The organism is Myxococcus sp. CA005, from assembly GCF_006518205.1.
Lineage (GTDB): Bacteria > Myxococcota > Myxococcia > Myxococcales > Myxococcaceae > Myxococcus > Myxococcus xanthus.
Window position 1 is genome coordinate 1 of sequence record NZ_SRLV01000038.1, and the last position, 12,162, is coordinate 12,162.

12 protein-coding genes are annotated in these 12,162 nt (G+C 69.3%); 10 read left to right on the top strand and 2 right to left on the bottom strand.

What is annotated here, in order from left to right; genetic code table 11:
• The 4 genes from FMQ63_RS18255 to FMQ63_RS18270 all read left to right on the top strand — a co-directional run.
• On the top strand, positions 1-877 hold an 877-nt coding region (locus tag FMQ63_RS18255; RefSeq protein ID WP_141276675.1), incomplete at its 5' end, for a fatty acid desaturase.
• Positions 878-957: 80 nt separating this feature from the next.
• The gene (locus FMQ63_RS18260; RefSeq protein ID WP_011550762.1) at positions 958-1,731 is read left to right on the top strand and encodes a helix-turn-helix transcriptional regulator; all 774 of its coding nucleotides are present in this window, start codon (positions 958-960) and stop codon (positions 1,729-1,731) included.
• A gap of 306 nt (positions 1,732-2,037) precedes the next feature.
• Complete coding sequence (locus FMQ63_RS18265; RefSeq protein WP_011550761.1) at positions 2,038-3,048, top strand: hypothetical protein; 1,011 nt, start codon at positions 2,038-2,040, stop codon at positions 3,046-3,048.
• 38 nt (positions 3,049-3,086) lie between these two features.
• Positions 3,087-3,743, top strand: a complete 657-nt coding sequence (locus FMQ63_RS18270; protein ID WP_225888498.1) for an ABC transporter ATP-binding protein — start codon at positions 3,087-3,089, stop codon at positions 3,741-3,743.
• A gap of 131 nt (positions 3,744-3,874) precedes the next feature.
• Here FMQ63_RS18270 and FMQ63_RS18275 read toward each other — a convergent pair whose 3' ends face one another.
• Positions 3,875-4,507, bottom strand: a complete 633-nt coding sequence (locus FMQ63_RS18275; protein ID WP_011550759.1) for a phospholipase D-like domain-containing protein — start codon at positions 4,505-4,507, stop codon at positions 3,875-3,877.
• 98 nt (positions 4,508-4,605) lie between these two features.
• Between FMQ63_RS18275 and FMQ63_RS18280 the strand changes: the two genes are divergently transcribed.
• From FMQ63_RS18280 to FMQ63_RS18300, 5 genes are all read left to right on the top strand, one after another.
• The gene (locus FMQ63_RS18280; protein ID WP_011550758.1) at positions 4,606-5,289 is read left to right on the top strand and encodes a TetR/AcrR family transcriptional regulator; all 684 of its coding nucleotides are present in this window, start codon (positions 4,606-4,608) and stop codon (positions 5,287-5,289) included.
• Positions 5,290-5,318: 29 nt separating this feature from the next.
• Positions 5,319-6,770, top strand: coding sequence for an aldehyde dehydrogenase family protein (locus tag FMQ63_RS18285; RefSeq protein WP_011550757.1), 1,452 nt, complete (start codon positions 5,319-5,321; stop codon positions 6,768-6,770).
• A gap of 38 nt (positions 6,771-6,808) precedes the next feature.
• Complete coding sequence (locus FMQ63_RS18290; RefSeq protein WP_011550756.1) at positions 6,809-8,248, top strand: aldehyde dehydrogenase family protein; 1,440 nt, start codon at positions 6,809-6,811, stop codon at positions 8,246-8,248.
• 75 nt (positions 8,249-8,323) lie between these two features.
• The gene (locus FMQ63_RS18295; RefSeq protein WP_011550755.1) at positions 8,324-8,914 is read left to right on the top strand and encodes a PH domain-containing protein; all 591 of its coding nucleotides are present in this window, start codon (positions 8,324-8,326) and stop codon (positions 8,912-8,914) included.
• Positions 8,907-9,674: a PH domain-containing protein gene (locus FMQ63_RS18300; RefSeq protein WP_011550754.1), complete on the top strand. Its 768-nt coding sequence runs from the start codon at positions 8,907-8,909 to the stop codon at positions 9,672-9,674. The genes FMQ63_RS18295 and FMQ63_RS18300 overlap by 8 nt, the downstream gene beginning before the upstream one ends.
• 51 nt (positions 9,675-9,725) lie before the next feature.
• Here FMQ63_RS18300 and FMQ63_RS18305 read toward each other — a convergent pair whose 3' ends face one another.
• Positions 9,726-11,348 (bottom strand): ABC-F family ATP-binding cassette domain-containing protein, encoded by a 1,623-nt coding sequence (locus FMQ63_RS18305; protein WP_011550753.1) that lies wholly within the window; start codon positions 11,346-11,348, stop codon positions 9,726-9,728.
• Between the two features lie 185 nt (positions 11,349-11,533).
• Here FMQ63_RS18305 and FMQ63_RS18310 point away from each other — a divergent pair, with 185 nt between their 5' ends.
• Positions 11,534-12,160, top strand: coding sequence for a phenylalanine--tRNA ligase beta subunit-related protein (locus FMQ63_RS18310; RefSeq protein WP_011550752.1), 627 nt, complete (start codon positions 11,534-11,536; stop codon positions 12,158-12,160).
• Positions 12,161-12,162: the final 2 nt, after the last annotated feature.

Consider the following 12,162-nt stretch of genomic DNA (forward strand, 5'->3'; position numbering starts at 1 on the left):
CCCTTCAGCCGACCTGCCGCAGCTCGCAGTTCATGCGTTGTGGTGGGGGTGGTTCCCAGCCTTCATCTTGAGCTGGGACGCGCTTCCCTGGGTGGGGCGGCTGGCCATGTGCCTGCTGGGCTGGGCCATCTGCTTCTGGAACTACGCCGTCCTGCACAACCACATGCACGTGTCCATCGCACGGCCTCCGCTGGCGCACTGGGTGGTGTCCCGTTCGCTGGGCATGGCGTGTGGGTTCCCCTACCGGGGCTACTTCATCCACCACTTCAACCACCACCGGTACGATGACGGCCCGGGCGACTGGGGCCGCCGCCGTCCCGGAGAGCGCGTCTTCCGCTACTGCCTGCGCTCGGCGCTGACGCCGTGGCTGTGGCCCTACGAGACGCTGGGCCAGGTCTGGCAGTGGGCGAAGAAGAAGAACCAGCGGCTGGAGCTGGCGGTGGATTTCCTGGTGGTGGACGGCGCGCTGCTGGCGCTCATCGTGTGGAAGCCCGCGCTGGGCCTGGCCTTGTGGGGGGTGCTGCTGGTGACGCAGTTCTGCATCCACTGGCTCAACCTGGCAGCCCACTTCGAAACGGACTCCGAACAGAAGGACGCCCTGGGGACCACGTCCTATTCCGCCTTCTACAACCGGTGGTTCTTCAACGCCGGCTACCATCAGGCCCATCACCTGAAGCCGCAGGTGCCCTGGTACGAGCTCCCGGCCCTCACCGAGGAGCTCGCTCGGACGTCCAGGCTCCGTCCAGAGCTGACGACCGGGCTCTCCCCCATCAATCCGTTGTGGGTGGCACGGGTGGTGAAGCGCTATTCTGCCAAGCCGTGCGATCGGCAGACGGAGTCGAAGATTACCGCCGGGACCCCCACGGCCGTTACCTAGTCGGGGAGGGCTTCCTCCACTGGTACGCCTCGGTGGACCTGTGCGGCTTCATCCTCTGGGGACGCCCCGGAGAGGCCGAGGTGCGCCGGCTCGTCCAGGTGCTGGACGTGGAGTTGTCCCCCGCCAAGCCGCATGCCTCGCTGGTGGACGCGCGCCGGCTGGAGGCCGCGGACCCCATGGCCTTTGCCGCCCTGGTCAAATACATGCAGCCCCGCGAGAAGGACTTCAGTACCTCCGTGCTGAAGCAGGCGCTGGTGCGGCCGGAAGGCGTGGTGGGCGCGGTGGTGGGCGGCTTCTACACGCTGCTGTCCGGGGCCTATCCCAGCCGGGCATTCACCGCTCCCGACACCGCCCTTCAGTGGTTGGGGCAGCCGGAGGCCGAGGCCGCGGCGCTGCTGGCGGAGCTCAACGGACTGGTCGCGGAGGCCACCGGCCAGTCTCCCCTGCTGCGCGAGCTGCACCAGGTGATGCGAGGCCGGCTGCCGGAGGTGAATCTGTCGGACGTGGCCCGGGAGATGGGCATGTCCGAACGGACGCTGCAACGCCGGCTGAAGGAGGCCAGCACGTCCTTCCAGGCGGAGCTCAACGCGGTGCAGGTGCGCATGGCGCAGTCGCTGCTTCGCGAGTCGAACATGAAGCTCACCGCAGTGGCGGTGGAGGTGGGCTGCGCCTCGCTCCAGCACTTCAGCAGCCTCTTCCGCAAGCTGGTGGGCGAGTCCCCCAGCGCGTGGCGGGACCGGCAGAAGCAGCCGCAGGGCGACGGCACGCCACCACCCGCCGAGGCCCTGATGGAGGAAGTGGCTGGAGCGCCCGGTAAGGGCCCCGTCGCGGCCACGTCCGAAGTCCCCGAGTAGTCACGCCCTGGAGCCGGGAAGCCGCTGGCTCCCGGCAATCCCTGCCAGTCACCACAGGCGCTCAACATTCCCAAACGTTGTCAGGCGGGACTGCGCGACTCAGCGGGTGACGCGCAAGTCTTTGACACCTCGTGGGTGCGATACCTGGCGCGCGGGACTCCGGGAGTTCCGACTCTCAGCGGACTTTCAGACTGATTCCCGCACTTCATGGCGATTTGACAATATTTATCCACAAACACTACAAAAACATAGAACGCGACGCCCACCCTGCCGGCGCTTCCACCGCTGGCATCGGAGCTGCCTCCCTTGACGCCCGGTCAATTACAGACAGCGCTGACGGACGCGATTCACCTGGCGCGGCAGGTGGACCTGCGCCGGTGCGAGCAGGAGGAGGCCCCGCGCCTCTTGCAGGAGTCCGTGCCGGCGCTTCGGAACGCCGTCCTCGCGGGGGCCCAGGCGATGGGCTCCGTTCGCGCCCATTACGAAGAGGATGAGGACCCGCCGGGCTTCGTGGCCAACACCCGGCGGCAGCGCATCGCGGACCTGGCCTTCATGGCGCGCCTGGACCTGGGCGAACGGCTGGAGCGGCTGGGGATGATGACGGCCACCGAGGCACCCTGGAACATCATCGCCATGTGTGGCAGCGCCCGGCGCCGCCTCTTCAAGTGCGCCGCCGCGGTGGAACGTGCGTTGTGCGCGCACGAGGGGCTGACGCCCCGGCTGGAAGGACTCCTCACCCAGGAGCTGGAGCGGTCGCTGAAGGTGCGTCAGGCCTACGTGCTGTTCCGCCGGGGGCTGCTCACGCGCGCGGAGCCCACGGCACCGTGGCTGGCGCCCGTGCTGCGCCGGGCCGCGGTGTGCTTCTCCGAGCTGACGGGCCGGGAAATCTACGAGGACCTGCGCATCGAGGACCGCACCGAGCTGCGGCGGCTCCAGGCGGCGGTGCTGGACTGGCTGCGCGGGCAGGACGGCCATGACGCCGTGTCCGGCCGGAGGCTGTGGCAGGACGTCGCGGTGTTCGCCGAGCTGCTCACGCAGGTGAACCTCCGCCCCGAGCTGCGTGAGCACGACCAGGCGCTGCTGGGCTCACTCCTGCTCAGCCTGGAGCTGGACCCTTCGCTGAGCGCCGAGCGGCTGGCGGAGCTCGCCCATCCCCTGTTGGGCGTGGACGACGTGCTGGACGACTGCATCGAGAATCCCACCGCCGTGGAGCGCGCGGAGTGGCGGGAGACACTGGAGCGGCTCGCCACGGGCCTCCTGGGCGAACACGGCGCGGTGCCTCTTCCCGAACAGGAGGCACTGGCCGCCCCCCGTTGAAAGCCGTCCCCCCGGCATCAAGAAAGGAGCGCAGCGCCGTGATTCAAGCCAGGGACCTGGGCGCCGGCTATGGCCCTCGCGCGGTGCTTGCGAAGCTCTCTTTCGATTTGCCCTGGCGGCGCGCCAGCGTGGTGCTGGGCCCGGGTGGCAGTGGCAAGAGCACCCTGCTGCGGGCCCTGGTCAACGACCGGCTCGGAGACGGCGCTGACTTCTGGGTGCGGGGCCAGCTCACCCTTCCCGTATCGGCGCAGGCGGTGGTGCCCCAAGGCCGGCCCGCGGAGTCCCGCACACTGGGCGAGCTGCTCGGCCCCGATGCGCGCCAGACGCTGGAGTCCGTGTGGGCCTGCGCGCCAGCGGCGGCGGTGCGGCTGGACCGCCTGCGCGAGCGGCCGGTGGCGCTGCTGCCCGAAGGGCTGTGGCGGCTGGCCCTGCTCACCGTCGCCATCGCCAACAAGGCGCCCCTGGTCCTCCTGGACGAGCCCGAAGTGGGACTGTCGGGAGACGGCGTCCGCTGGTTGGCGCGGCGGCTGCTGATGCTGCGGGCCGAGCGCACGGTGGTGCTCGTCACGCAGCACCTCCCGCTGGCGCGCATGGTCGCCGACCACGTGCTGCTCCTTGATGAAGGGATGCTCGTGGACCAGGCCCCGCCCCGTCACTTCTTCGACGAGCCTGAGCTCCGTCGCCACACCTGCTGACGGTTCAGCGTGACACGCCACACCGTTCCACCGCGCCGCTCGCTTCAGGCGGGCGCGGGCATGGGCGCTGGCCGCAGACGTGAGGTGGCGAAGAGGGTGGCCGGGCGCACCCTCCGCGCCGTGTGGCCAACCTAACGCGTGGCGGCCTTCGTGCCCCGCTGAAGACGGCGCGCCTTGCCCAGACGTGGGGCATCCGCGCGAGGACGGCGCGGCGTGGGCGCTCGCTTGCCTGCGGGCAGAATGGGGTCGGGACACACCGCGCGGAGCTTGCATGACTTGCACTCGGCGCCGCTCCACACCGCTTCGTAGAGCGCCGTCACCCGGTCGATGACGTCGAAGTCCTCGGTGACGAAGCCCAGCTCGAAGTTGCGCGCGGAGTCGCCCTTGGCGCCCAGCCCCGCGCCGGTGAGGTTGGCGCTGCCCAGGTATGCCCAGGCGCCATCCACCACCACCGCCTTGAAGTGCACGCGCGGACAGACCTTGAGCGACAAGCCCCCCGCCACCAGCCGCGCCTGCCGGTCGAAGGCGGCGCGAAAGGGCCGGCTCGGCAGCTCTGCGTGCAACAGCCGCAGCGCCACGCCACGCGCGGCGAGCGTGTCCAGCACGTCCACCAGCGGGACGAAGCGGCCACCGTGCTCCACGAACATCGCCTTCACGTTGGCCGTGGCCATCCACACCGACTCCCGGGCGTGGAGCAGCTTCTCCAACACCACCTCCCGGTACAGCGCGCTGCCCGACAGGAGCTCCGCCTCGATGGGACGCATGGAGCGCACTCCATCACACATGTCCTCACCCAGCCACCTGACGGACAAATGACCTTCAGTCACTTGACGAATGACCGTGGGTCATTCATCCATGAGCCATGGCCAGCACCTCAGCGGCGAAGGCGAATCGGGCCCTGCCCCAGCGAGCTCGGAAGGACGAGGACAAGGAAGCGCGGCGGCAACTCATCCTGGATGAGGCCCTGGCCCTGTATCAGGCGACGTCCTATGCCGAGGTGAAGATGGCGGACGTGGCCGGCCGGGCGATGCTGGCCAAGGGCACGGTGTTCCTCTACTTCCCCACCAAGGAGGCGCTGTTCCTGGCGCTGCTGGAGGACCTGCTCTTCGCGTGGTTCGCCCGGCTGGACGGGCTGCTCGTGGAGGACTCGTCGGCCTGGACGGGGCCCCGGCTGGCGCGCACGGTGGCCGAGTCGCTGGAGGGCGAGGAGGCCCTGACGCGGCTGCTCGCGCGGCTGCAGACGGTGCTGGAGCAGAACGTGACGGCCGAGCAGCTCCGCCCGTTCAAGGAGCGGCTGCTGGCGGCGCTGCTCCGCGCGGGCACGCTGGTGGAGCAGCGGCTGCCCTTCCTTCATGCCGGAGAAGGCCCGCGCTTCTTCATCCACCTGCACGCGCTGGTGACGGGCCTGCGGCAGATGGCGGACGTGGCCCCGGTGGCGCGCGAGGTGCTGGAGGCACTGCCCCACCTGGCGCCCCTGCGCGTCGACTTCACCGCCGAGCTGACGACCGCCCTCACCACCCTTCTTCGCGGGCTGGAGTCCCGCTGAGCCTCCTTTCCCATCCTCTGGAGAACCCCATGCTCGAAGCAGCGTCTCAAGCCAACACGCAGCCCACCGCGGACACCGAGCGCATCCGCGCGGTGTTCGAAGCCCAGCGCGCGCACCGCTGGACGATGTCCCGCACCACGGCCGCCGAACGCATCGCCCGGCTGAAGCGGCTGCGTGAAGCCATCATCGCCCGCCGCGCGGAGCTGGCGGACGCCATCCACGCGGACTTCCGCAAGCCCGCGATGGAGGTGGACCTGACGGAGCTGCACCCCACGCTGGAGGAGCTGAACCACACGGTGCGGCACCTCAAGTCGTGGATGAAGCCCATGCGGGTGGGCACGCCGATGCTGCTTGCGGGCTCGTCCAGCCACGTGCGCTACGAGGCGCGCGGCACGGTGTTGCTGCTGTCGCCGTGGAACTACCCCTTCAACCTGCTGGTGTCGCCGCTGGTGGCCGCCATCGCAGCGGGCAACACCGTCATCTGCAAGCCCAGCGAGAAGACGCCGCACACCTCGCGCTTCCTGGCGCAGTTGGTGAAGGACGTGTTTCCCGAGAACGAAGTGGCGCTGTTCGAAGGCGGCGCGGAGACGGCGGAGGCGCTGCTGGAGCTGCCCTTCGACCACATCTTCTTCACCGGCAACACGCGCATCGGCCGCAAGGTGATGGAGGCCGCGGCGAAGCACCTGGCCAGCGTGACGCTGGAGCTGGGTGGCAAGTCGCCCGTCATCGTCGATGAGACGGCGGACGTCGCCGCCGCTGCCGAGCGCCTGTGCTGGGGCAAGTTCGTCAACGGCGGCCAGACGTGCGTGGCGCCGGACTACGTGTTCGTGCACGCGTCGAAGGAGCGGGCGTTCCTGGACGCGCTCAAGGCGTCCATCACGCGCTTCTACGGCGGCACCGAGCAGGAGCGGCAGGCGAGCCCTGACCTGACGCGACTGGTGGACCCGGTGGCGTGGCGGCGGGTGAAGGACCTGCTCAAGCGCTCGGTGGCCGCGGGAGCGAAGGTGGAAGTGGGCGGGGAGACGGACGAGCCCTCGCGCTACATCGCGCCCACCGTGCTGTCCGGCGTGACGGCGGAGAACCCGGTGATGGAGGGCGAGATTTTCGGGCCGGTGCTGCCGGTGCTCACCTTCCAGTCCCGTGAAGAGGTCTACGCGCACATCCGCGCGGGCGGGAAGCCTTTGGCCCTCTACGTGTTCAGCCAGGACAAGCGGGCGGTGGAAGACATCTTCCAGAACACCACGTCGGGTGGCGCGGTGGTGAACAACGTGCTCGTCCACCTCGCGAACCCCAACCTCCCGTTCGGCGGGGTTGGTACCAGTGGCCTGGGGAACTACCACGGTCATTTCGGCTTCAAGACGTTCAGCCATGAGCGGGCAGTGATGGTTCAGTGGATGAAGTCGCTGGCTTCGGTGTTCTTCCCGCCGTATCGCGGGAAGGCGCAGGAATTGGCCTCCCGCGCGACCCGGCTGATGGAGTAGGCAACCCTGGCCGGGGCACCTCCGGAAGGAGCCGGGCGATGCGCGTGGTGAAGTTGGAAGAAGCACGGATGCCGGACGGTGTGCAGGAGGCGTTCGACCGCCTCCATGCGCATCGCTGGGAGGTGGCGCGCCGCGGCATGAAGGAACGGCTGGCCCGGCTGGAGCAGTTCAAGACGCTGCTCGTCGCCCGGCGCGAGGCCCTGGCCGAGGCGCTCCACGCCGACTTCCGCAAGCCGCGCGCGGAGGTGGAGGCCACCGAGGTCCTCCCCGTCCTGATGGAGTTGGCCTCCATCCAGAAGCACCTCAAGACGTGGATGAAGCCCCGGAAGGTCTCCACGCCCCTGCTGCTCACCGGCACGTCCAGCCTGGTGCAGTACGAGCCCCGGGGCGTGGTGCTGGTGATGGCCCCGTGGAACTACCCCTTCCACCTGCTGGTGTCGCCGCTGGTCGCCGCGGTGGCCGCGGGCAACGCCGTCCTGTGCAAGCCCAGCGAGAAGACGCCCAACACGGCGCGCTTCATCGCGGAGCTGGTGAAGGATGTCTTTCCCCCAGAAGAGGTCGCGGTGGTGGAGGGAGGCCCGGAGGTGGGCGAGGCGCTGCTGCGGCTTCCCTTCGACCACATCTTCTTCACCGGTGGGGCCCGCGTGGGCCGGCGGGTGATGGAGGCCGCGGCGAAGCACCTGGCCAGCGTGACGTTGGAGCTGGGTGGCAAGTCACCCGTCATCGTCGATGAGACGGCGGATGTCGCCGCCGCTGCCGAGCGCGTGGTGTGGGGCAAGTTCCTCAACGGCGGACAGACGTGCATCGCCCCCGACCACGTCTGGGTCCACGCGTCGAAGGAAGAGGCCCTGCTGGAGGCGATGAAGGAGGCCCTGGAGCGCTTCTACGGCCGCACCGAGGAGGCGCGTCGCGCGAGCCTGGACCTGTGCCGCATGGTGGATGACAGCGCCTTCACGCGGGTGCGCCAGTTGATGGACCGCACCGTGGAGGCCGGCGCGCGCGTGGTGGTGGGTGGTGGCGTGGGCGCGGAGTCGCGTTACATCGCGCCCACGGTGCTCGCGGACGTGACGCCAGACACGCCCATCATGGCCGAGGAGATTTTCGGACCGGTGCTGCCGGTGCTGCGCTTCGAGTCCCTGGACGAAGTCGTGTCGCACGTGCGCGAGGACGGCAAGCCCCTGGCGCTCTACGTGTTCAGCAACGACGAGGCCACGGTGGAGCGGCTGCTGCGGGAGACTCGCGCGGGCGGCACGTGCATCAACACGGTGGTGCTGCACAATGTGAATCCGAACCTGCCCTTCGGCGGCGTGGGCGCCAGCGGTGTGGGCGCGTATCACGGCGAGACGGGCTTCCGGACCTTCAGCCACGAGCGCGCGGTGCTGCGCCAGGGGCGCACGTCCCTGGTCCACCTGTTCTTCCCGCCCTTCACGGGCAAGGCGCAGAAGCTGGCGCGGCTGGCGGGGCGGTTGTTCGAATAGGCGTGAAATGAGAGATGCTCCGGTCCGTAATGCCTGAGACCTCTCTCGCGAAAGACGCCTGCTGGTGAGCCGCACATGACAGACCCGGGGTCGCCCTCCCCTCTGACGGTGGTCCCCGGTGGTGACGGGGGCTTCCTGTCGCGCCTGCCCACGGTGCTGCAACCGCACCGCAGCCTGCTCACCTACTACCTCGTCAGCGCGCTGCTGGCCGGGCCCGGCTTCCCCATCCTCGGGCTCATCCGCTACTTCAAGTACCAGACGCTGCGCTACACGCTGGACGACGAAGGCATCACCGTCCGCTGGGGCATCCTCTTCCGGCGGGAGGTATCCCTCACCTACGCGCGCATCCAGGACATCCACTTGTCCAGCAACCTGGTGGAGCGCTGGCTGGGGCTGGCGCGCATCCAAATCCAGACGGCGAGCGGCAACTCGCAGGCGGAAATCACCATCGAGGGCGTTCCCGCGCACGAGGCGATGCGGGACTTCCTCTATTCGAAGATGCGGGGAAGCCGCGAGCGCGCAGTGCCTACGCAAGAGAGCGCACGCGCCATGCCCGCCGGTGACCATGACGCGCTGGCGGCCACGCTCCGCGAGATTGCCGAGGAGGTGCGCGCCCTACGGCTCAGCCTGAACAGCGGCGCCACGCGGGAGAAGCAGGATGTCTGACGCCGCGCCTGCCTGGCTCCTGCGCCTGCTGAAGGTGCCCCCCGCGCCGCACATCCCCGAAGGGGCGGCGGTTCGCGTGTTCCGCGCCGCCCCGACCCATCGCCAGCTCCAGTTGCTCCGTTGGGGCCTGCGGCAGGCCGGCGTCGTGGTGGGCCTGATTTTCACCTGGGTGGCGATGAAGAACCGGTTCGTCCCGCACCTGCCCTACGCGCATGCGGACACGGTCTTCTTCGTCTTCGAAATGTTCGCCTGGCTCGCGTTCGCCGCGCAGGCCCCCATCACCTTCCTGGTGGCGTGGCTCGACTACGAGTACCGCTGGTACATCCTCTCCGACCGCAGCCTGCGCATCCGGGAAGGGCTCGTCTCCATCCAGGAGAAGACGATGACCTTCGCCAACATCCAGCAGGTCTCCATCCGGCAGAACCCGCTCCAGCGGCTGTTCGGCATCGCCGACGTGAAGGTGGAGACGGCGGGCGGAGGCAGCAAGCGCGGCGCGCAGGACGCGGACGCCTCACACACCGAAGGACTGCACGAGGCCCACTTCCGGGGCGTGGACAACCCGGAGGAGATTCGCGACGTCATCATGGCGCGGGTACGCATGCACCGGGACGCCGGGCTGGGTGAGCCGCAGAATCCCGAGCCGGCGCTGCCCGCGCCAGTGGCCCCTTCAGCCGCGACGCTCGGCGCGGCGAAGGAGCTGCTGGGTGAGATGCGGGCGCTGCGAAGCGCCCTGACGGCCCAGGGCCACGTGGAGCGCTGAGCCGCCGTGAAGCGCGACGTGCCCGGCGGACGCCGGGCCCCTTGCGGTGCTTCAGCTCCGCAGACCGGGCGCTTCCTGGCCGGTGCGCGCGACGTACTCCGTGTAGCCGCCGCCGTACTGGTGGATGCCCTCGGGCGTCAGCTCCAGCACGCGGTTGGACAGCGCGGCCAGGAAGTGACGGTCGTGGGAGACGAACAGCATCGTCCCCTCGTAGCGGGAGAGCGCCGTAATCAGCATCTCCTTCGTGGCCATGTCCAGGTGGTTGGTGGGCTCGTCCAGCACCAGGAAGTTCGGCGGGTCGAAGAGCATCTTCGCCATGACGAGCCGGGCCTTCTCACCACCGGACAGCACGCGGCACTTCTTCTCCACCTCGTCGCCGGAGAAGCCGAAGCAGCCGGCCAGCGCCCGCAGCGAGCCCTGACCCGCGCGGGGGAAGGCGTCCTCCAGCGCCTGGAACACGGTCCGCTCGCCGTCCAGCAGGTCCATGGCGTGCTGCGCGAAGTAACCCATCTTCACGCTGCCACCCAGCGCCACGTTGCCCGTGTCCGGCTGCGTGGAGCCCGTCACCAGCTTCAGCAGCGTGGACTTGCCCGCGCCGTTGACGCCCATGACGGCCCAGCGCTCCGTGCGGCGCACCAGGAAGTCCAGCCCCTCGTAGATGGTCCGCGAGCCGTAGGCCTTGTGAACGCCCTTCAGGCTCACCACGTCGTCGCCCGAGCGCGGCGCCGGCTGGAACTCGAAGAGCACCGTCTGACGCCGCTTGGGCGGCTCCACGCGCTCAATCTTCTCCAGCTTCTTCACCCGGCTCTGCACCTGCGCGGCGTGCGAGGCGCGCGCCTTGAAGCGCTCGATGAACTTCAGCTCCTTGGCGAGCATGGCCTGCTGGCGCTCGAACTGCGCCTGCTGCTGCTTCTCGTTCATCGCCCGCTGCTGCTCGTAGAACTCGTAGTTGCCGGTGTACGTCGACAGCGAGCCGCCGTCGATCTCCACCACCTTGTTCACGATGCGGTTCATGAACTCGCGGTCGTGCGACGTCATCAGCAGCGCGCCGTCGTAGTTCTTGAGGAACTCCTCCAGCCAGATGAGGCTCTCGATGTCGAGATGGTTGCTCGGCTCGTCGAGCAGCATCGCGTCCGGACGCATCAGGAGGATGCGGGCCAGCGCCACGCGCATCTTCCAACCACCCGACAGCGCGCCCACGTCGCCGTCCATCATCTCCTGGGTGAAGCCCAGGCCCGCGAGAATCTCCCGCGCGCGGCCTTCCAGCGCGTAGCCACCCAGCTCCTCGAAGCGCCCCTGGACCAGGCCGTAGCGCTCCACGAGCTTGTCCATGTTGTCCGCCTGGTCCGGGTCGGCCATGGCGGCCTCCAGCTCCTTCAGCTCGGCGGCCACCGTGCTGACCGGGCCCGCGCCGTCCATCACCTCGGCGGCGGCGCTGCGGCCCTCCATCTCACCCACGTCCTGGCTGAAGTAGCCAATGGTGACGCCCCGGTCGACGGCGACCTGGCCCTCGTCGGGGTGCTCCTGGCTGGTAATCATCCGGAACAGCGTCGTCTTGCCGGCCCCGTTGGGTCCGACGAGGCCCACCTTCTCCCCCTTGTGGAGCGCCGCGGAGGCCTCGATGAAGAGAATCTGCTGGCCGTTCTGCTTGCTGATGTTGTCGAGACGAATCATGTGCGTGCGGGGGGCCCGAAAGCGGGTGCGGCGCCCTTATGCCACGTAGCCCGCCCCAGAAAGAATGTTCCGAACCCTTGGGAAGCGACTTCTCTTGCATGGGAGCCGACAGGCGGGGGAGCCCCCGGTCCCAGGCTGGAAGTGGGACCTGCCCCCACTCGGGCCGTGACATAGACTGCCGCGCCGTGCTGACCGTCGACGCCCACCCCTCCCTGAACACCCTGGCCTTCACCACCACCTTCCCCGGTCCCCTGGGCGGGCTGCCCTCCCCGGAGTGGCTGGTGGCCCTGCTGAAGCCCGGCGCCACCGCCCCCCTGTCCAGCGACGACACCGTGCGCGGCGCCATCCGCGACATGCTCCGCCACGGCGGCTACAAGCCCACCGGGCGTGGCAAGCCCGCGTCGGAGTACCTGGTGCGCGCCTCGGGTGACGGCTCGCTGGGCGCCATCAACCTGGCCGTGGATGCCTGCAACGCGGTGTCCCTGCACAGCGGCCTGCCCATCAGCGTGGTGGACCTGGACCGGGCCACCGCCCCCTTCCGCGTGGGCGTGGCCCCGGAGGGCGCGCAGTACGTCTTCAACGCGTCCGGGCAGAGCATCGACCTGGCGGGACTGCTGTGCCTCTTCGACGCGGAAGGCCCGTGCGCCAACGCCGTCAAGGACGCGCAGCGCACCAAGACGAACGCGGACACCCGCCGCACCCTCACCGTGCTCTGGGGCGCCAAGGCCCTGGGCGAGCGGACCGCGCGCGCCTTCGACTGGTATCGGGAGCTGCTGGAACGCGCGGGGGCCACGGTGGAGCGCCTGCCCTGAGC

Bases quoted from the DNA above. Each gene is read 5' to 3' on its own strand.
- FMQ63_RS18275 (WP_011550759.1), bottom strand. From the start codon at position 4,507: ATGCGTCCCATCGAGGCGGAGCTCCTGTCGGGCAGCGCGCTGTACCGG.
- FMQ63_RS18280 (WP_011550758.1), top strand. From the start codon at position 4,606: ATGGCCAGCACCTCAGCGGCGAAGGCGAATCGGGCCCTGCCCCAGCGA.
- FMQ63_RS18285 (WP_011550757.1), top strand. From the start codon at position 5,319: ATGCTCGAAGCAGCGTCTCAAGCCAACACGCAGCCCACCGCGGACACC.
- FMQ63_RS18290 (WP_011550756.1), top strand. From the start codon at position 6,809: ATGCGCGTGGTGAAGTTGGAAGAAGCACGGATGCCGGACGGTGTGCAG.
- FMQ63_RS18295 (WP_011550755.1), top strand. From the start codon at position 8,324: ATGACAGACCCGGGGTCGCCCTCCCCTCTGACGGTGGTCCCCGGTGGT.
- FMQ63_RS18300 (WP_011550754.1), top strand. From the start codon at position 8,907: ATGTCTGACGCCGCGCCTGCCTGGCTCCTGCGCCTGCTGAAGGTGCCC.
- FMQ63_RS18305 (WP_011550753.1), bottom strand. From the start codon at position 11,348: ATGATTCGTCTCGACAACATCAGCAAGCAGAACGGCCAGCAGATTCTC.